This is a genomic window from Parerythrobacter lacustris (genome assembly GCF_024626475.1).
In the GTDB taxonomy this organism is placed as follows: domain Bacteria; phylum Pseudomonadota; class Alphaproteobacteria; order Sphingomonadales; family Sphingomonadaceae; genus Parerythrobacter_A; species Parerythrobacter_A lacustris.
The window spans coordinates 413,560-431,117 of sequence record NZ_JANKHH010000003.1 but is presented as its reverse complement, the minus strand read 5'-3'; the positions used below and the strand labels follow the sequence as shown (position 1 = coordinate 431,117).

Annotated in this window: 20 protein-coding genes and 1 tRNA gene; 11 read left to right on the top strand and 10 right to left on the bottom strand. The window is 64.5% G+C overall.

The annotated features are described in order from the left end of the window. The first annotated feature begins 220 nt into the window (after positions 1-220). From NSO95_RS05485 to NSO95_RS05470, 4 genes are all read left to right on the top strand, one after another. Positions 221-1,297, top strand: a complete 1,077-nt coding sequence (locus NSO95_RS05485; RefSeq protein WP_257595157.1) for a branched-chain amino acid aminotransferase — start codon at positions 221-223, stop codon at positions 1,295-1,297. A 2-nt stretch (positions 1,298-1,299) separates the two neighbouring features. Beyond that, positions 1,300-1,590, top strand: a complete 291-nt coding sequence (locus NSO95_RS05480) for a hypothetical protein (protein WP_257595156.1) — start codon at positions 1,300-1,302, stop codon at positions 1,588-1,590. Next, complete coding sequence (gene trhO, locus NSO95_RS05475) at positions 1,577-2,527, top strand: oxygen-dependent tRNA uridine(34) hydroxylase TrhO (protein WP_257595155.1); 951 nt, start codon at positions 1,577-1,579, stop codon at positions 2,525-2,527. Before NSO95_RS05480 ends, trhO begins: the two co-directional genes overlap by 14 nt. 157 nt (positions 2,528-2,684) lie before the next feature. Then, positions 2,685-3,326: a glutathione S-transferase gene (locus tag NSO95_RS05470; RefSeq protein ID WP_257595154.1), complete on the top strand. Its 642-nt coding sequence runs from the start codon at positions 2,685-2,687 to the stop codon at positions 3,324-3,326. Here the strand turns inward: NSO95_RS05470 and NSO95_RS05465 are convergent. Continuing rightward, positions 3,323-4,252: a LysR family transcriptional regulator gene (locus NSO95_RS05465; protein WP_257595153.1), complete on the bottom strand. Its 930-nt coding sequence runs from the start codon at positions 4,250-4,252 to the stop codon at positions 3,323-3,325. The two genes, NSO95_RS05470 and NSO95_RS05465, sit on opposite strands and share 4 nt — an antisense overlap. A 103-nt stretch (positions 4,253-4,355) precedes the next feature. Between NSO95_RS05465 and NSO95_RS05460 the strand changes: the two genes are divergently transcribed. The 3 genes from NSO95_RS05460 (at position 4,356) to NSO95_RS05450 (ending at position 6,175) form a co-directional block, all read left to right on the top strand. Further along, positions 4,356-5,069, top strand: coding sequence for a pirin family protein (locus NSO95_RS05460; RefSeq protein ID WP_257595152.1), 714 nt, complete (start codon positions 4,356-4,358; stop codon positions 5,067-5,069). Between the two features lie 100 nt (positions 5,070-5,169). Further along, positions 5,170-5,571: a DoxX family protein gene (locus NSO95_RS05455; RefSeq protein ID WP_257595151.1), complete on the top strand. Its 402-nt coding sequence runs from the start codon at positions 5,170-5,172 to the stop codon at positions 5,569-5,571. Positions 5,572-5,596: 25 nt separating this feature from the next. Further along, complete coding sequence (locus NSO95_RS05450; RefSeq protein WP_257595150.1) at positions 5,597-6,175, top strand: nitroreductase family protein; 579 nt, start codon at positions 5,597-5,599, stop codon at positions 6,173-6,175. Positions 6,176-6,203: 28 nt separating this feature from the next. Here NSO95_RS05450 and NSO95_RS05445 read toward each other — a convergent pair whose 3' ends face one another. Together NSO95_RS05445 and NSO95_RS05440 are read right to left on the bottom strand one after the other, a co-directional pair. Continuing rightward, positions 6,204-6,884: a hypothetical protein gene (locus NSO95_RS05445; protein ID WP_257595149.1), complete on the bottom strand. Its 681-nt coding sequence runs from the start codon at positions 6,882-6,884 to the stop codon at positions 6,204-6,206. 26 nt (positions 6,885-6,910) lie between these two features. After that, positions 6,911-7,519 carry a hypothetical protein gene (locus tag NSO95_RS05440; protein WP_257595148.1) on the bottom strand — a complete coding sequence of 203 codons (609 nt, stop codon included), beginning with the start codon at positions 7,517-7,519 and terminating at the stop codon, positions 6,911-6,913. A gap of 208 nt (positions 7,520-7,727) precedes the next feature. Between NSO95_RS05440 and NSO95_RS05435 the strand changes: the two genes are divergently transcribed. Continuing rightward, positions 7,728-8,906: a carboxylate--amine ligase gene (locus NSO95_RS05435; protein WP_257595147.1), complete on the top strand. Its 1,179-nt coding sequence runs from the start codon at positions 7,728-7,730 to the stop codon at positions 8,904-8,906. On the opposite strand, the gene NSO95_RS05430 is transcribed toward NSO95_RS05435, so the two are convergent. The 5 genes from NSO95_RS05430 to NSO95_RS05410 form a co-directional block, all read right to left on the bottom strand. Then, the gene (locus NSO95_RS05430; protein WP_257595146.1) at positions 8,878-9,429 is read right to left on the bottom strand and encodes an arsenate reductase/protein-tyrosine-phosphatase family protein; all 552 of its coding nucleotides are present in this window, start codon (positions 9,427-9,429) and stop codon (positions 8,878-8,880) included. The two genes, NSO95_RS05435 and NSO95_RS05430, sit on opposite strands and share 29 nt — an antisense overlap. Positions 9,430-9,436: 7 nt before the next feature. Further along, entirely contained in the window at positions 9,437-10,387 is a 951-nt protein-coding gene (locus NSO95_RS05425) for a polysaccharide deacetylase family protein (protein WP_257595145.1), read from the bottom strand. 63 nt (positions 10,388-10,450) lie between these two features. After that, positions 10,451-10,834 carry a hypothetical protein gene (locus NSO95_RS05420; protein ID WP_257595144.1) on the bottom strand — a complete coding sequence of 128 codons (384 nt, stop codon included), beginning with the start codon at positions 10,832-10,834 and terminating at the stop codon, positions 10,451-10,453. Positions 10,835-10,898: 64 nt separating this feature from the next. After that, the gene (locus tag NSO95_RS05415) at positions 10,899-12,956 is read right to left on the bottom strand and encodes an NAD(+) synthase (RefSeq protein WP_257595366.1); all 2,058 of its coding nucleotides are present in this window, start codon (positions 12,954-12,956) and stop codon (positions 10,899-10,901) included. Between the two features lie 306 nt (positions 12,957-13,262). Continuing rightward, a complete protein-coding gene (locus tag NSO95_RS05410; protein WP_257595143.1) occupies positions 13,263-13,760 on the bottom strand; it encodes a hypothetical protein in 498 nt (165 codons plus the stop codon). Positions 13,761-13,922: 162 nt separating this feature from the next. Between NSO95_RS05410 and yghU the strand changes: the two genes are divergently transcribed. From yghU to asd, 3 genes are all read left to right on the top strand, one after another. Further along, positions 13,923-14,774 carry a glutathione-dependent disulfide-bond oxidoreductase gene (yghU, locus tag NSO95_RS05405; protein ID WP_257595142.1) on the top strand — a complete coding sequence of 284 codons (852 nt, stop codon included), beginning with the start codon at positions 13,923-13,925 and terminating at the stop codon, positions 14,772-14,774. Positions 14,775-14,834: 60 nt separating this feature from the next. After that, positions 14,835-14,909: transfer RNA gene (locus tag NSO95_RS05400), tRNA-Gln, on the top strand. Between the two features lie 97 nt (positions 14,910-15,006). Then, positions 15,007-15,855: an archaetidylserine decarboxylase gene (gene asd, locus NSO95_RS05395; protein ID WP_257595141.1), complete on the top strand. Its 849-nt coding sequence runs from the start codon at positions 15,007-15,009 to the stop codon at positions 15,853-15,855. 26 nt (positions 15,856-15,881) lie between these two features. On the opposite strand, the gene NSO95_RS05390 is transcribed toward asd, so the two are convergent. Together NSO95_RS05390 and NSO95_RS05385 are read right to left on the bottom strand one after the other, a co-directional pair. Continuing rightward, the gene (locus tag NSO95_RS05390; protein ID WP_257595139.1) at positions 15,882-16,808 is read right to left on the bottom strand and encodes a DUF1499 domain-containing protein; all 927 of its coding nucleotides are present in this window, start codon (positions 16,806-16,808) and stop codon (positions 15,882-15,884) included. Positions 16,809-16,850: 42 nt separating this feature from the next. Beyond that, positions 16,851-17,531, bottom strand: a complete 681-nt coding sequence (locus NSO95_RS05385) for a retropepsin-like aspartic protease family protein (RefSeq protein WP_257595138.1) — start codon at positions 17,529-17,531, stop codon at positions 16,851-16,853. Between the last annotated feature and the right edge of the window lie 27 nt (positions 17,532-17,558).

Below are 17,558 nucleotides of genomic sequence, written 5' to 3'. Positions count from 1 at the left end.
CGTGAGCGGCACTTCCCGCCGCTGACCATGAAAGGGCGATCCTGTTACGGGCAGGGTCGCCCTTTTCATTCGCGCACATCCGGTCTTCTCTCGCGGCTGATCATTCCTGCGGGATGGCCTCCGAGGGGCGCCCTGCCGGGCGTTGCGCGGTAGCGCTCTGGCTGCCGCGACCCAGAACCGGGCTTGCTCTCCGCCCTCGCGCGATTTAACCGCTCCCCCCATGGAATTCACGACCATCCCCCACCCGGCCCCACTGCCGTCCGACACGCGCACCGAAGCGCTCAAGAACCCCGGTTTCGGCACGCTGTTTAGCGATCACATGGTGACGGTCGATTATGACGAGGCGAAAGGCGGCTGGCACAGCGCGACGCTCGGTCCGCGCGGCCCGATCGCGCTCGATCCGGCGGCGGCGGTGCTGCATTACGCGCAGGAAATCTTCGAGGGGATGAAGGCCTATCGCCAGCCCGACGGCGGGATCGCGCTGTTCCGCCCCGATGCCAATGCACGCCGCTTCAATGCGAGCGCAGACCGGCTTGCCATGCCGCATGTGCCGGAAGAGCTGTTCGTCGAGGCAATCCGCCAGCTACTGTCGGTCGACGGCGAGTGGTTTCCCAGCGTCGAGGGCGGCTCGCTCTACCTGCGCCCCTTCATGATCGCGACCGAGGCGTTCCTCGGCGTGCGACCGGCGAAGCAGTACAAATTCATCGTCATCGCCAGCCCGGCGGGCAATTATTTCAAGTCGGGCGCACCGGCGGTGAGCCTGTGGGTCTCCGACTACACCCGCGCCGCCCCCGGCGGCACCGGTGCGGCGAAATGCGGCGGCAACTACGCCGCCAGCCTCGTCCCCACACGCGAGGCCTTCGAGCGCGGGCACGATCAGGTGCTGTTCCTCGATGCGGCAGAGAAGAAATGGATCGAGGAGCTGGGCGGCATGAACCTGTTCTTCGTGTTCGACGACGGCAGCGTCGTCACCCCGCCGCTGACCGGCACCATCCTGCCAGGCATCACCCGCGACAGCCTGATCACCCTGCTGCGCGAGGAAGGACTTACGGTGCGCGAGGAGCCTTACAGCATCGACCAGTGGCGCGCCGATGCGGAAAGCGGCAAGCTGCTCGAGACCATGGCTTGTGGCACCGCTGCGGTGGTTACCCCCGTGGGCAAGGTCACGGCAGAGGACTACGAGTTCACCATCGGCAGCGGCGGTCCGGGTCAGATCACCAGCAAGATTCGCGAGAAGCTGGTTAGTATCCAGACTGGTACGGTTGCAGATACGCATGGCTGGGTGATGAGGGTTTGACCATGAGCATGATTTTCGGACTGTCCGCCGCCCTGCCCCTGTTGCTGGCAGGCGCAAACGTCGAAACCAAATGGCGCGAGGACGGAACGGTGTGGATTTCCGCCACCGTCGAGATCGACGATCCCGAAGATGCGTTCGAGAAGGGCGGCAAAGCGCTCGAAGAGGCAGCGGTGGCGGCCTGCGGTGACAAGGGCAAGCCGCGCGAGGTCGAAGAACCGAAGCTCAACGCCATGGGCTATACACCAAAAGGCAAGATGCAGGTCACCCTCAGCGCGGCCTATGCCTGCGGCTGACAAATCATCCGCGATAACCGTCGCGGCACTGTACCAGTTCACGCGGTTCGAGGACCCCGGCGCCTTGCGCGACCCGCTGTTCGCACTGGGCGAGGAAGTGGGTGTACTCGGAACGCTGCTGCTGGCGAAGGAAGGCATCAACGGCACCATCGCGGGGAGCGAGAACGCGATTGCGCGCGTCGTCAGCCATATCCGCGCGTTGCCGGGGTGCGCCGATCTCGACGTCAAGTTCAGCCACGCCAAGGCCATGCCGTTCAACCGGCTCAAGGTGCGGCTGAAGCGCGAGATCGTGACAATGGGGCAGCCCGATATCGACCCGCTCCACAGCGTTGGGCGCTATGTCGATCCGCATGATTGGAACGCGCTGATTTCCGATCCGGACACGCTGGTGATTGACACCCGCAACGATTACGAGGTCGCCATCGGCACCTTCCGCGGCGCGATCGATCCGCGCACCGCCAGCTTCGGCGAGTTTCCGCAGTGGTTCCGCGAGCACCGCGAGGAACTGCTGGCGGGCAAGACAAAGGTCGCGATGTTCTGCACCGGCGGAATCCGATGCGAGAAATCGACCAGCTTCCTGCGGTCCGAAGGCGTCGAGGAGGTCTATCACCTCAAGGGCGGAATTCTGAAGTATCTAGAGCAAGTCCCTGAATCCGAGAGCCGATGGGACGGCGAGTGCTTCGTGTTCGACGAGCGGGTTGCGGTCGGCCACGGATTGGAGATCGGCACCCACGGCCTGTGCCGCGCCTGCCGCCGACCGGTCAGCGAAGCGGACAAGGCGACACCGGAGTTTGTCGAGGGCATCAGTTGCCCGCACTGCATCGCCGAAAAGAGCGAAGGGCAGCGCAACCGCTATGCCGAGCGACAGAAGCAGGCCGAACTCGCGCGGCGGCGCGGCGCGGACCATGTCGGCGCGCACCGGCCAAAGCGGAAGTGATGGCAACCGCACCGCATTTTTCGAAAGAATTCTCCTCTCCCCATGGGGAGGGGCCAGGGGTGGGGGTACCGTTCCATCAGCGTGGCAAGCCCCCTCCCAACCTCCCCCTCAAAGGGGAGGAGCCAGTCGAGCGTGCTCGTAGGCAAGCGCCAACTCGATGACGGATCTCCCGATCCTCTACAGCTTCCGCCGCTGCCCCTATGCGATGCGCGCGCGGATGGCGCTGTGGATCAGCGGCACGGCCTGCGAGCTGCGCGAAGTGAAGCTGGGGGACAAGCCGCCGGCCATGCTCGAGGCCTCGCCCAAGGGCACGGTCCCGGTGCTGCTGCTGCCGGACGGTGAAGTGATCGATGAGAGTATCGCGATCATGCGCTGGGCGCTGGCACGAAACGATCCCGAAGACTGGCTGGCGGGCGACCATGCAGGGCTGATCGATCTGGCCGATGGCCCGTTCAAGCATCACCTCGACCGCTACAAATATCCGAGCCGATATGCGGACGAGCCGGACAATGTGCGCACCGACCATCGCGGAGAAGGCCTCGCGATCCTCAGTGACCTGAATTTCCGTTTGGTCGAGCGGGAACACCTGTTGGGCGAACGGCGGACCATGGCCGATATCGCGCTGTTCCCCTTCATCCGCCAGTTCGCCAATGCCGATCGCGACTGGTTCGACGCGCAGCCGATCCCGCACCTCCAGGCGTGGCTCGAACGGCACTTGGAGTCGGCGCTGTTCGCGGCGGTGATGTCCAAGTTTGTGCCTTGGAAATCGGGCGATGCGCCTGTGATCTTCGCGCCCTAGCCTGTCGCCCGCACCGAAAGTTCGACGCCCGTGCAGTCGCCCAGCCGATCGCGGAAACTGTCGATCAGCCAGCTCGCCGCAGGGCCGGGGCGCGCATCGCGGCGCCACAGCGCGCTGAGGGTGTAATCCGCCCCCGGCTTTTCCGGCAGATCGAGTTCCACCAGCGTTCCGCTTGTGAGGTCGGCGCTGACCATATGGCGCGGCATGTTGCCCCAGCCGATGCCTTCCTTCAGCAAGGAATGCTTTGCGCCCAAGTCCGCCAGCCGCCAGCTTCGCGGGCTGAGGACGGAGAATTCGCGCCCCTCGGTCAATGGTGAGCGGTCGGACAAGACCAGTTGCAGGTGCCTGCGGCTTTCACCCGGTTCGATCCCGGCGCGCGCCAGCGGATGGCCGGGCGCGGCGACCGGCACCAGCTCGACCGCGCCGATCGCCTGTCGCTCCAGTTCCGCATGGTCGCCCAGCACCGGCCCGCCGATCGCCAGCTGCGCCTCGCTGTCGAGCAGGCAGGCGGCGACCGCGCCCAGCGCCTCGACATTGAGCCGCAGGGCGACAGTGGGAAACATGGCTCTGAAGGCGCGCAGCACCTGCGCGGTCACTTCGCCGGGCACCATCACGTCGACGACAAGCGAAAGGTCGCTCTCCAACCCTGCATGGAGATTGCGCGTCTTGGCGATCAGCGCGTCGACCGCATCCGCGACCGTGCGCGCCTCGACCAGCAGACCCTTGCCCGCCGCAGTCAGCTCGGGCTTGCGCGAACCCTCACGCGCGAACAGCGTCACCCCGAGCTGGGCTTCCATCTGCGCCATGCCGTAACTGATTGCCGAGACCGCGCGCCCCATCCGCCGCGCCGCACCACCAAAGCTGCCTTCCTCGACCACAGCAAGGAAGATGCGCAATTGGTCGAGCGTGGGATCACCGATCTTCATTGTTCTGATTTTCTGAACATCTTGCAACGTTTTATCGCAGTTATCAGGCGGGTGAACAAGGCTTATCTCCGCCCCACACAGTCCCTCCAGCAGGAGAATTGCCATGATCGAACTGAGACCCTTCGACACCCTTGGTGCCGCCAACCACGGCTGGCTCGACGCGCACCACCACTTCTCCTTCGCCGGTTACCACGATCCGGCGCGGGTCAACTGGGGCGCGCTGCGCGTGTGGAACGACGATATCATCGCGCCCAAGAGCGGCTTTCCGACCCATCCGCACAGCGACATGGAGATCATCACCTATGTCCGCACCGGCGCGATCACCCATCGTGACAGCATGGGCAACACCGGCCGCACCGAAGCGGGCGACGTTCAGGTGATGAGCGCGGGCAACGGCGTGCAGCATTCCGAATTCAATCTCGAAGACGAAGCCACCACGCTGTTCCAGATCTGGATCATCCCCGACGAGCGAGGGGGCGAACCTGGCTGGGGCGCGCGCCAGTTCCCCAAGGGCGACCGTTCGGGCCGCTTCGTCCCGCTCGCCAGCAATGCGGCGAATGACGACGACGCGCGCGAAGGCGCGCTGCCGATCAGGACCGATGCCCGGGTGCTCGGCGCGACGGTGAAGGCGGGCGAGAGCGTGACCTACACCCCGCGCGATCCCTCGCGACACCTCTACCTCGTCCCCGCGACAGGCAAGGTGAGGGTCGAGGGCATCGAAGCCAACGCGCGCGACGGCATCGCGATCACCCAGCAGGCGAGCGTGACCATCATCGCGCTGGAGGACGCCGAACTGGTGCTAGTCGACGCGGCTTGAAGCGGCGACCGACGAAGAATCTGACGCAGCGTGACACCCCGGACCCGGCCTTTCTCCCCTTGAGGCCGGGTCCACCCCCTTTTTTCAGAAGGAGCCGACCATGACTGCACCTACCACCTCACCCGCCCCGGGTTCGGATGCCCTCGCGCTCGCCGGGCGCGTCCTGCTCGCGGCGATATTCATCCTTGCCGGGGCCAACAAGGCGACCGATCCAGCGGGGACCATCGGCTATATCCAGTCGGTCGGTCTGCCATTGCCGGAAGTCGCCTATGGCGCGACGGTCGCGGTCGAACTGATCGCCGGATTGGCGCTCATTGCCGGATACCGCACCCGGATCGCTGCGCTCGCACTGGCAGGCTTCTGCCTTGTTTCGGCAGCCATCTTTCACAACCAGCTCGGCGACCAGACCCAGTTCGTGATGTTTTTCAAGAACCTCGCGATGGCGGGCGGCCTGCTGTTCGTCGCTGCCTTCGGCCCCGGACGCTACGCGCTCGGCCGCTAAGCACTTTACCCAAGGAGAATTTCGCATGACCACCCGCACCGCAGACCCGCGCGTCCTGCCGCTTATCGTCGAGCGCTGGAGCCCGCGCAGCTTCGATGGCAGCGCGATGCCGCAGGATGATCTCGACGTAATCCTGCAAGCCGCCGGCCTCGCGCCGTCGGCCTACAACATCCAGCCGTGGACCTTCCTCTATGCCCACCTCGGCGACGAAAACTGGGACCGGTTCCTGAGCTTGTTGGTCGAATTCAACCAGTCGTGGGCCAAGGATGCATCGGTGCTGCTGTTCGCCGTGTCGGACACGCTGATGCGCGGCGGCAGCGAGCCGAACCCCAATCACAGCCACAGTTTCGATGCAGGCTCTGCCTGGGCGCTGATGGCGCTGCAGGCGGCGCATATGGGCTATGCCGCGCACGGCATGACCGGGGTCGATTTCGCCCGCGCGCCGCAGGAACTGGGCGTGCCGGAAGATCACCGCATCGAAGCGGCAATCGCTATCGGTCGGCAGGCCCCGGCGGAGCGCCTGCCCGAAATGCTGCGTGGCAAGGAAGTCGCTTCAGCCCGCAAGCCGGTGAGCGAAATCGCGCGGGCGGGTCGCTTCGCCTGAAAGCCGAGAAACAAGTGTGGCCGGACAATCAGTCCGGCCGCTCTTTCTGCGCTACGTTGTATTTGATCGCTTCATCCAGGCTCAGACAATAGCGCTCTCCCGACCCACTCTTTCCGCCTGTTGCCAACTGCCGATACATTACGTCGGTAAGCAGGCTGCGCATCACACCCATCCGCATCAGGAAAGCGTTGTCTTCGCTCGCCAGCAACGCGGAAAGTTGCTCGATCTCACCGATCAGCTCGATCGTGTCTTCAGCCCCCTTCTCGACGCTATCCTCGATTACCTTGCGCTGGCTGGTATGGGTGAACATGTGCACCATGAACACGCCACCCGGATCGACCGAGCGCGGTTCACCGCCCATGAACACGAAATTGCAGGCGGAAAAGCAGGTCCATCCGTTCGGGATACGCGTACGTATCCCGGCGAACTCACGAATGACCTTGCCCGTCTCGTTCCCGGCCTTGGCGTCGCCGCCGCGCGAGCGAATCCAGATTTCCTCGATCGTGTCGTCTGCCGCGATGGCATCGTACATCCGGTCCGGCAGAAGAGCATCAACCACCCCTTCGGCCAGCAGCACGCGTTTACCGCCCCGATCCACTGCGGTGAGCTTCATCGGAGTCGACGGACCCCAGTCAGGATCTTTCGGGCAGGTCGGATTGTCCGGATCCTTAGCCGACGAATTCGACAGCAGCATTGCTGCTGCAGCCACCGCCGCGCATGCCTTTGCCAGCTTTCTCATGCGACAATCGAGTAACGCCGAGACCCGGGGGGACGGCACATCCGCTTGTCGATCTTGGTGTCTTCGCCCTTGACGACGACGACATCGGTCACAACGATGCAATCAAGATCGCTGTCTTCCGGCGTTTCCCTTGCGGTGACGGTCGACGTGCCGCTCACGCCCTCGCGGGTATTGGACTTCCATGACGAGGACGAGCCGACCTGCGGCCGTGTATCCTCACCTGTGTCTTCGCCCTCGATCGCAACGCTGCGGGTCGCCGCCAGGGTCGCCTCGGCTGCCTGCTTCTGCTCCTCGGGATCGAGTTTGCAGGCGATTTCCTTGCTGATCTGGTCCTCGAAATCGGGCAGCGGGACAAAGGAACCGATCCCGGTGCTGCCTACCGCATTGCGTGCGGTGCGGCCGAGTATCCCGCCGAGCACACGGCCCCCGGCGGAGGACTTTTTCTCGTTGCCGCAGGCGTCGGTGTCGGCGGCATCGTTGGTCACGCTCTGCACTTCGCGCGGGATCAACCCGCCGAACTGCGCATGCGCGGGACCGGCGACCAATCCGGCAAGCGCGACCATGGCAGTTGCGCGCGCTGCGGAACTACGAAACATCTGCGTCATACCTAACAGTACTCCTCATCATCCTATACCATCGCACAATCGCCTTGGCGAGGATTGCACGTTGTCGACAGAGGGCCCCCGTTGCGTCCGGTCACACTTGGCATCCTCCGTGTCCCCTTTTGCGACGGCGCGAAAGCAGGGAATTTGTTCATCGCTCCGATGCTATATCCAGCCCGCTCAATCGCAGGGATATTCGACCATCGCACGAGTGCTTCTGATCGGCGTCGACAGCCCCATCGGGCTCACCGTGCTGCGCGAGTTGGGCGCACGCGGGCTCGAGGTCGTGTGCGTGGGCCGGGGGCGCTATTCGCTCGGGCGGGCATCGAAATTCTGCCACCGGTTCCTCGAGCGCCCCGAAGGGCCGATTGCAGACTGGCTCGAGGGTCTGGTCAAGGCTTACCAGGCCATTGCTGTGATGGCGGTCTCCGAAGGCGACCTGCTCCAGCTTGCCGCGCTCAAGCATGCCATCCCCGGCTGCACCATCGCAGTTCCGGATTCCGCGAAACTTGCGCTGGTGCTGGACAAGCCGGCGACACTGGCGGCTGCCAGGGCCGCGGGAATACAGGTTCCGGAGACATGGCAGCCAGTGGCGGATGAAGACCTCGCATCCAGCGCAAGCCGGATCGCCTATCCGGTGGCGATCAAATGGGCCGACCCGACGGCGATCGTGAAACCGCTCGAGGCGGCCGGAATTGCATTCGAAAAGGTTGAGTATGCCGACGACCCGGCCAGCCTCCTCGCCATCCTGCGCCGGTACGATGCCTATGGCGCCTATCCGCTCGTCCAGACCTATTGCCCCGGATACGGGCTGGGGCAGATGTTCAACATGGCGGGCGGACGGGCAACTCTGCGCTTCCAGCACCGCCGCCTGCGCGAATGGCCGGTCACCGGCGGGGTTTCGAGTTTTTGCGGCTCGGTTGCGCTGGACAAGCACTCCGACCAACTCGCCAAATCCGAAGAGCTGCTGCGCTCGATCGGCTGGGAAGGCCCGGCCATGGTCGAGTATCGCTACGATCCTGCAACCGGCAACTACTGGCTGATGGAGATCAACGGGCGCTTTTGGGGGAGCATCCCGCTGGCGCATCACGCGGGCGCGCATTTCGGGTGGGAAGCCTATCGCACGCTGGTCGCACGCGAAAATGCGCAATCGACGGCGCAACTGCGCCCGCGCAAGGCTCGCTTCATGGTGCCGGATCTCAAGCATCTCGTTTCACGCCTGCGCGAGAGCCAGACCGGGGTGTTAGCCAAGCTCGCGCTCGTCGCCGGCTTCTTTCTCGCCTTCGTCGATCCGGAAATCAGCTATTACGTCTGGTCGAGCGGCGACCCGGGACCCTTCGTCTCCGACATGAAATCGCTGCTCAGGAAAGCCGCGCGGCTGGATAGCTGAGCGCGAGCCGTTTCACCGCCGTCTCGATCCGCCGCAAGCAAACCTGCATATAGGCCGGGTCGAGCTTGTAGGGATCGTGCAGATGCGGCACCGGCGGGCTGGCATAGGCGCCGAGCAAGCCTCGCGGAGCGCGCTGCAAGTCGGCGATCTCCGCCAGCCTGCGCAGGTGTCTGTGCTCCATACCGAGCAGATAGTCCCCCGGGCGCAACACAAAGCTATCGACATCGGTGGTCACATGGTCTGACAGATCGTACCCCAACCGCAGGGCAGCATCGGCCGCCGGAGGATGCGCGCCTTTCCCGCTGCTGGTGGAGAGGCCGAAGCTGGCGGCTTGAAGCCCTTCGCGCCGCGCCACTGCCTCGGCAAAGGCGCTGCGGCAGATATTGCCGTGGCACACGAACACCAGCCGCTTGACTGCATAGCGGACCGGCGGGCGCGCCGGGGATATCCCCGGGATGCTCTCGAGATACGACAGGCCGAGCCGCACGAGCCCGCGGGAAGTGCCGAAGTTGCGCGCAATCATACCTGCCTCACATCCGGTTTGCGAGCGCCTGCTCGACCATGCGGCTCGCAGTCCGCAACCTGCTGTGCGGCATCAGCGGGGCCAATCGGCCCTGCGGCAAATCCGGTAGATCGGCGAAGCCCGCGCTGTAGGCGATATCGCATCCGCCGAGCCATTCGCAAAGCCGCTCGAAGCGGCGCATCAGCAACGCGTTGGGGCGGTCTTTCTCGCGGTTGAACAGTTCGAAACTGTGCGAGACGAGGACGAACGCGGGCCAGCCGGTCGCCGCCGCGTGGCGCACTGCATCGCGCATTTCGCGGAAGGAAAGCGCGGTGATTTGTCCGTGTCGCCAGCCACCCGGCGCTTCGATCGCCGCGATGGGCCATTCGCCAATCCCATGGCGCGCGACCGGCTCGCACCGGCCCAGCGGCAGGTCGATCCGGCAATGTGATCCGGCGAATCCGGCGGCAAAGCTGCTGTCCTGCGTCACCCCGATCTGCGCGAGCGCACGCAAGGTATCGTCGCTCGCACCGTAGTTGCCGGCGCGATACGCGGTCGGCGGAGGTGCGCCCGCTTCAACCAACCGCTCGCGCGCATAGGCGAGGATCGCTACCTGCGTTTCGTAGGCGAAGTCCTTGATATTGTGGCCACGCTCGGGGCCAAAAGGTTCGCCGTCGACGAAATCGAGCCATTCGGTGTGGCAATGCAGCTGGACCTCGTGCCCGGCGTCGAGGATCGGCTGAACCACGCGGTCGACCGCTTGTTGCCCCCAGAGCAGCGCGGGCATGGGATCGACGAAGAACACCGCCTTGAGCCCGTGACGCCGGAAAACCTCTATCTGGTGGAATATCCCTGCCTCGCCGCGCGGCGAACGGCAGGCAACCGTCCGCTCGAAATTCGCCGCACAGTCGCGCACCCTGCCCGAGCGATAGAGGCCCGAGGAATATTCGGTGTCGATGGTTATCAGGACCGGCAGCATGGCGGCCTGTGTCCTACCAACTCCGGGCTAAAATGCGGTTAAACGAACAGCGGGGGGCCGGCGCTATTCCGGCTTGTTCGGACCACCTGTCGTCTTTGCAGCCTGGACTTGACCGTTGATGATCCCGGCCTGCATTTGCAATCCACGCTGCTCATCGGCGGTGAGGCCATCGGCTCCCATCCGGTCGGCAGCACCGGCCAGCGCAGCATTGGCACGGTGCAGGTTGCGTCCTTCGCGCTTCGAGAGCGCGCCACTGTCGCGCCCCCCGTCGATTTCTCGGTCGATCTTGTCGATCTCGCGCGCAACGGCAACCCGGCCCGGATCGATCGGCTGGGTCGTGGAAAGGGGATCGTAGGACCCGGGGGCGGGAAAACTATTGGTGGCGCTGGTCGTGCAGCCCCCAATCGCGAGCATCCCCACAGCAAGGATTAGGGTCCGGTGTTCCATTCGAATTCTCCCTTTACGGTGCAAAATGACGCCGAAACGGATGAATTGGTGATGAACTCACACGTCAATCCTGCGGCACACCACCGCGCAATTCGTCGAGCCATACGTCCGCCACCGCGTCGCTCGGCGCGCGCCAATCGCCGCGCGGGCTGAGCGCGCCGCCGGCACTGACCTTCGGGCCGTTGGGCAGCGCGCTGCGCTTGAACTGGCTGAACTGGAAGAAGCGCCAGAGGAATTTCTCCAGCCAGCTGCGGATCGTCGCCAGATCGTAGTGGTGCTTCTTCGCCTCCGGGAAACCCTCGGGCCATTGCCCTGCCGCCGCATCGCGCCATGCGTGCCACGCGAGAAAGGCGACATGGCTCGGCTTCTGCCCCCAGCGGATTACGTGGTGGAGGAAGAAATCGTTGAGTTCGTAAGGCCCGATCTTGGCTTCGGTGCTCTGCATCGCACCGTCGGCGCCGGCAGGGACCAGCTCGGGCGAAATCTCGGTGTCGAGGATCGCGAGCAGCACCTTGTCGGTTGCTTCGTCAAACTGCCCGGTCTGCGTGACCCAGCGGATCAGGTACTGGATCAGCGTCTTGGGCACACCCGCGTTGACGCCATAGTGGCTCATATGGTCGCCCACGCCATAGGTGCACCAGCCGAGTGCGAGTTCGCTCAGGTCGCCGGTGCCGATCACCCATCCGCCGTGCTGGCCCGACAGGCGGAACAGGTAATCGGTCCGCAGCCCCGCCTGCACGTTCTCGAAGGTCACGTCGTACACCGGCTCGCCATCGGCAAAGGCGTGGCCGATATTCTCCAGCATCAGCCGCGCGGTCGGCCTGATGTCGATCTCTTCCGCCGTGATGCCCATCGCCTGCATCAGCTTCCACGCGTTGGACTTGGTATGATCCGAGGTCGCGAAGCCGGGCATGGTGTAGCCGCGAATGGTGCTGCGCGGCAGGCCGAGCGCATCACACGCCTTGGCCGCCACGATCAATGCATGGGTGCTGTCGAGCCCGCCCGATATGCCGATGACGAGCGACTTGGGCGAGGTCGCCTCGATCCGCCGCATCAGGCCGGAAACCTGGATATTGAACGCCTCGTAGCAATCCTCGTCCAGCCTGTGCTGGCGATTGGGCACGAAGGGGAAGCGGCGGACCGGGCGCAGCAGGCCAATGTCGCCGCCATCGGGCTCATGGTCGAATCCCATTACCCGAAAGCGGTCCTCGGGCCTGCCGTCGGCCTCGGCGGCGTCGTTGAAAGTGCCCATCCGCATCCGCTCGTTGAGAATTCGCGTGCAATCGACATCGATCACGCACAGTTCGGGATGGTGGTCGAACCGTGTGCTTTCGGCCAGCAGGTCGCCGAGTTCGTAGATCATCCCCTGCCCGTCCCACGCGAGGTCGGTCGTGCTCTCGCCGTGCCCGCTGGCCGAATAGGCATAGGCGCACACCGCGCGCGCCGACTGCGCGCGGCACAGCATGTGCCGCTCGTCGGACTTGCCGATCGTTATGTTGGAGGCCGAGAGATTGAGCACGATGGTTGCGCCTGCGAGCGCAGCTCGGGTGCTGGGCGGGGTCGGGCTCCATATGTCTTCGCAAATCTCGATCCCGAAGGTGAAACCGGCGAACTCCGGATGTCGAAACAGCAGGTCGGTGCCGAACGGCACCTCCTGCCCGCCGATCTCCAGCGTGAGGCCGATGCAATCGCGGCCATGTGCGAACCAGCGCTTCTCGTAATACTCGCGGTAGTTGGGGAGGAAGCTCTTGGGCACCACACCCAGCACCTCGCCGCGACAGATCGCCAGCGCGCAGTTGTAGATCCGCCCGTTGCGCCGCAGCGGCGCGCCGATCACCAGCACGGTCGGGATAGTCCGGCTGGCCGTGACGATTTTGCCCAGATGCGCCTCGACCGCTTCGAGCAGCGCCGCCTGCAGATGCAAGTCGTCGATCGCATAGCCCGAAAGGCACAGCTCCGGGTACAGTAGCAGGTCTACGTGGGCCTCACCTGCCTTCACCGCTTCCTCGATGATGGATTGCGCGTTGAACGCGACATCGGCCGTGCGCACTTTCGGCGTGCTGGTGGCGACGCGAACGAAGCCGTGAGTATGCAGATCGTAGAAGCGTTGTGCCGAAGCCATGCGCCTGTCCTTCGCTGTGGGGGTGCCGGCGGGATCGTCTGCCGGTTCGAGCCAGTCGGCTGGTTCGCAAATGCCCAGTTCCGCAAGCCGCTTCTGGACCACGGCACGGGCGATCTTGCCTTTGGCTTCCCACCCATAGACGGTGCGGCTGGGCCAGGCTTCAGGCTCGCCGAAACGGCTGCCGAATTGCTCGGCCGATAGCGGTGGCGATTGCGCTTCGCGCCAGAGACGAATCTTGCTTCCTGCCTTGTGCATAAGCATCGGTATCCTTTTCGGATACTGGTGGGAAGCGGATTCTGCGGGACGCTACTCTGCTGCAGACAAAGCGGCACAGGGATCGGGATAGGTTTCGCCGCCAAAGTCATAGCCGTTAGGATAGGTCATCGGCGAGCCTTCGAAGCCCCGCTTCATCTCATCGCAATCCTCGCGCGCGATCTGGAGGTCGCCGCCCGCGCGGCGTTGCTCGAAGCTCTTGGCATCGCCATCGCGGCGGCTTTGACCCGCGCGTTCGGAGGCGATCGCAGCCTCCACCGTCGTTTCGCTGTAACGGGTCGGATCACTGGTGGTGAGCGCGCCGCTTTCCTTCAGCTTCTTGCCGAACATGTAATCGGTAAACATTTTGCGGTCGGAGTATTCTCCTTCGCTCGACAGCGTGGCTGCAATCCGGTCGATCGCCGACTGGTCGCTGGTTTCGGGGAGCGGCGTGCCTGATGCTTGCTCGATGGGTATCTCGGCATCTCCGCCGTCGGACGAGCCGCAGCCAATCAACCCGAGCACGACCAAAGCCATCGCCACTGCGCGCATGTTTTTCCCCTTTCCCAAAGCCTTGCTTCGACCGGTATGGGCGAGTGCCAGTCAGGGTTCAAGGTCGGGTTTCAAACCGCAAAGCCGTTGTTGGCTTGTCCATGCCACCAGCCCGCCCCACTTTCCCAACCGACAACGAGACCCGAACAGGAGCATGTCCCGATGGCCGATCCGACCTACACCCCGCCCGAAATCTGGACCAACGATACCGAGAACGGCGGGCGCTTCGCCTCGATCAACCGCCCCACCGCCGGTGCGCGCGAAGAGAAGGAACTGCCGGTCGGCGAGCACGCCTTCCAGCTCTATTCGCTCGCCACGCCCAACGGGGTGAAGGCGACGATCATGTTCGAGGAACTGCTGGAGGCGGGCCATTCGGATGCCGAATACGATGCGTGGACGGTCAACATTTCCGACGGATCGCAGTTCACCAGCGGCTTCGTCGGGATCAATCCCAACAGCAAGATCCCCGCGCTGCTCGACCGCAGCGGTCCGCAACCGGTGCGCATTTTCGAGAGCGGCGCGATCATCCTGCACCTGGCCGAGAAGTTCGGGGCCTTCCTGCCGACCGATCACACCCGTGCCGAAGTGCTCAGCTGGCTGCTCTGGCAGGTCGGCAGCGCGCCCTTCATCGGCGGCGGTTTCGGCCATTTCTACGCCTATGCGCCCGAAAAGTTCGAATACCCGATCAACCGCTATGCGATGGAAACCAAGCGCCTGTTCGACGTTGCCGACAAGCGGCTGGCGGAAAGCGAGTTTCTCGGCGGCGGCGAATACACAGTGGCCGATATCGCGACCTTCCCATGGCTCGCCCCGTTCGTGTTCGGGACTATCTACAACGAGGCGAAGACCTTCCTTTCGATCCACGAGTACACCCATGTCGAACGCTGGGTGAAGGCCATCGCCGCGCGCCCCGCCGTGCGACGCGGGCGGATCGTCAACAAGGCCTGGGGCGAGGAAGACACCCAACTCCTCGAACGCCATTCCGCGGCCGATTTCGCCGGCAAGAAGGTGTGATATCTCGAGCCGGATTGCGCTTCACATCGTGTCAGGAGCCGCTATAGGAGCGCGCTCTGCTGGGGTGTAGCCAAGCGGTAAGGCACCGGTTTTTGGTACCGGCATGCGCAGGTTCGAATCCTGCCACCCCAGCCAACATTGCCGCTGAACAACCGGTCCTTCGATCGCGAAGCGGGAACATCGACCGGTCTGTCACGCTCTACAGTTGGCCATGCCCCCGGAAAGTGAGACGATGGATCGCCTGAAAGTCCTGCTGCAACATGCGCTGCCCAAACAAGCGCTGACCCGGGTCGCCGGGCGGGTCGCTCGCAGCGAACGCGGCGCGGCGACGACAGCTCTGATCCGCCGCTTCGCTGCCCGCTACGGCGTCGATATGAGCGAGGCCGAGAATCCCGACCTCGCGAGCTATGCCAGTTTCAACGACTTCTTCACAAGGCCGCTGAAGGCTGGGGCGCGCCCGCTGGCCGACGCCGATTTCGTCTGCCCGGTCGACGGCGCGATCAGCCAGTTCGGCGACATAGACGACCGGCATATCTTCCAAGCCAAGGGCCACCGCTTCTCCACCACCGATCTCGTCGGCGGGGACGAGGTCTTGGCAGAGCCCTTCCGCCACGGGCATTTCGCCAACCTCTATCTTTCGCCGCGCGACTACCACCGCATCCATATGCCCTGCGCGGGCCGCCTGCTGCGGATGATCCATGTGCCGGGTGCGCTGTTTTCGGTGAACCCGGTCACCGCGCGCGGGGTGCCCAACCTGTTCGCGCGCAACGAGCGCGTTGTCTGCCTGTTCGAGTCCGAAGAACACGGTCCCTTCGTGATGGTGCTGGTCGGCGCAACCATCGTCGGCAGCATGGCCACCGTGTGGCACGGCGTGGTCAATGCGAAGCGCAGCGGCAGGATCGCCGAATGGCGTTACGACGACACGGACATCGTGCTGAGGCAAGGCGAGGAAATGGGCCGCTTCTTGCTCGGCTCCACGGTAGTGATGCTTTATCCCCAGGGAGCAATCGCGTTCAATAATGACTGGGCTCCCGAACGCCCCGTCAGGCTCGGCGAGATGATGGGCAACCGTCCCGGCTGATCCAGCAGCGAGGCGATGTTCGCAGCCTAATCTTTGGCGTTCGCCTCCGACGCCTCACTCGTAGCCTCCTCGACCATGATCGCAGGCCCATCGCCGACCGGGGTGCGCGCGGTGAGCCGATCGAGGGTCGCCTGCCGCAGGTCGGCCACGCGCTTGGCGTTGACGCCGAGGTCGCTCAACCCGACGCGCGAGGCAGAGCGGAAATCGACCACCGAACCCTCGCCGCCCGGTGCGGGGCGGACGCGAGCAACCACATCGTCGAGAAACCCGTACCAGAACACCTTGTCGGTCCCCTCGATGATGCCGGTCTTGGAGTCGGCCGCGATCCCCCGATAGCCGCGCATTTCCATCGCATCCTCGATCACTGCGACCACCTCGTCGACCGGTTCCGCGACATACAGCGTCGAAAGGTCGAGATCGGGATAACCCGTCTCGATCAGCTGGGCGAGCGTCTTGCCTTTCACCGAATCCTGACCCTGCCATTCCTCCAGCGTGTCGAGCGGCACGTCGAACGGGTGGAGCTTGTTCTTCGCTCCATCTTCGTCGCGCGCCTTCATCATCGCGGCGGAGAATTGCGGCGGATCCTGCGTATCGGTGGCGACATCGTGGATGAAGGGCACGCTCTGCGCCTGATTGCGCAGCGCGAGCAGGCCGGCGAAAATCGCGAGCGGAATGGCCAGCGCCAGCAGCGCGGCGAACCAGCCCTTGCGCGGAGCCTTCGCCAGCGTTGCGACCAGCGCGACCAGAGCGATCGCGATCAGGATTGTCGGCAGCATCGGCAAAGGCACATCGGGCGGCGCAATCGGCCGCATCGCGCTCATTGTGAGATCGGCAAAGCCGGTCAGCGGCTTCCACAGTCCGGCCATGGCGCCGAACATGGCAATGGCGAACCAGATCACGCTCAGTACCGAAAGGGCAAGGGCGATGCGGGCAAAACGGGCACGATGGGTCATGGCTGTGCGTGATGCCTCACCCCGCGCCGGGCGGCAAGCGGGTTAATATTCGCCCGAACCCTCGGCCACCGGTTGCGGGTTGTTCGGCACCAGGATCATCGTGTTGTCCTCCACCCGCCAGCTCTTGAGGCGGGAGAGCAGGTTCATGCCGATCACATTGGTTTCGCCGAACCCCTCGGCCGTCACCGCGTCGAGCCCGCGCGCAGCCACATTGCCGAAGCGCAACTCGTCGATCGTCACCACATCGGCAGCGACAGTGCCGTTGGCGGTGCTCAGCCGCATCGGCACACGGCCGAACGACTTTTCGATCCCGGCGCGATCCATCGTCCCTGATGAAATGGCCGTCAGCGTCGCGCCTGTATCGATCATGAAATTCACCGATTCGCCGTTGACCTCGGCCTTGAGCCAGAAGTGGCCGTCGCGCGCCAGCGGGATGCGGGTCTCACCGCCCTCGACTACCTGCTCGGGCAACCCCGCCTGCGGCAACGCGAGTTCGAACTGGCTGTCGAACCGCGAGACCTGCAGCACGACCAGGATCAGTATCCCGCCGAGCGCCAGCGTGCTGGTGCCGCGCACCAGGCGCCCCATGGGAATGTCGCGCCCGACCATCACCGATCCCGCCCAGCCCGCGAGGACCGCAACAACAGTCGCGATCAGCAGGCCAGATTGCGGCACCAGTCCAATCACATCGGCCACGGCCTGCCAGATTTCGGAGACGTCCATGGCCCCCATATAGGGATCGCCGGATTG

Coding starts and splice junctions, on each gene's coding strand:
- NSO95_RS05485 (WP_257595157.1), top strand. CDS start 221: ATGGAATTCACGACCATCCCCCACCCGGCCCCACTGCCGTCCGACACG.
- NSO95_RS05480 (WP_257595156.1), top strand. CDS start 1,300: ATGAGCATGATTTTCGGACTGTCCGCCGCCCTGCCCCTGTTGCTGGCA.
- trhO (WP_257595155.1), top strand. CDS start 1,577: ATGCCTGCGGCTGACAAATCATCCGCGATAACCGTCGCGGCACTGTAC.
- NSO95_RS05470 (WP_257595154.1), top strand. CDS start 2,685: ATGACGGATCTCCCGATCCTCTACAGCTTCCGCCGCTGCCCCTATGCG.
- NSO95_RS05465 (WP_257595153.1), bottom strand. CDS start 4,252: ATGAAGATCGGTGATCCCACGCTCGACCAATTGCGCATCTTCCTTGCT.
- NSO95_RS05460 (WP_257595152.1), top strand. CDS start 4,356: ATGATCGAACTGAGACCCTTCGACACCCTTGGTGCCGCCAACCACGGC.
- NSO95_RS05455 (WP_257595151.1), top strand. CDS start 5,170: ATGACTGCACCTACCACCTCACCCGCCCCGGGTTCGGATGCCCTCGCG.
- NSO95_RS05450 (WP_257595150.1), top strand. CDS start 5,597: ATGACCACCCGCACCGCAGACCCGCGCGTCCTGCCGCTTATCGTCGAG.
- NSO95_RS05440 (WP_257595148.1), bottom strand. CDS start 7,519: ATGACGCAGATGTTTCGTAGTTCCGCAGCGCGCGCAACTGCCATGGTC.
- NSO95_RS05430 (WP_257595146.1), bottom strand. CDS start 9,429: ATGATTGCGCGCAACTTCGGCACTTCCCGCGGGCTCGTGCGGCTCGGC.
- NSO95_RS05425 (WP_257595145.1), bottom strand. CDS start 10,387: ATGCTGCCGGTCCTGATAACCATCGACACCGAATATTCCTCGGGCCTC.
- NSO95_RS05420 (WP_257595144.1), bottom strand. CDS start 10,834: ATGGAACACCGGACCCTAATCCTTGCTGTGGGGATGCTCGCGATTGGG.
- NSO95_RS05415 (WP_257595366.1), bottom strand. CDS start 12,956: ATGGCTTCGGCACAACGCTTCTACGATCTGCATACTCACGGCTTCGTT.
- NSO95_RS05410 (WP_257595143.1), bottom strand. CDS start 13,760: ATGCGCGCAGTGGCGATGGCTTTGGTCGTGCTCGGGTTGATTGGCTGC.
- yghU (WP_257595142.1), top strand. CDS start 13,923: ATGGCCGATCCGACCTACACCCCGCCCGAAATCTGGACCAACGATACC.
- asd (WP_257595141.1), top strand. CDS start 15,007: ATGGATCGCCTGAAAGTCCTGCTGCAACATGCGCTGCCCAAACAAGCG.
- NSO95_RS05390 (WP_257595139.1), bottom strand. CDS start 16,808: ATGACCCATCGTGCCCGTTTTGCCCGCATCGCCCTTGCCCTTTCGGTA.
- NSO95_RS05385 (WP_257595138.1), bottom strand. CDS start 17,531: ATGGACGTCTCCGAAATCTGGCAGGCCGTGGCCGATGTGATTGGACTG.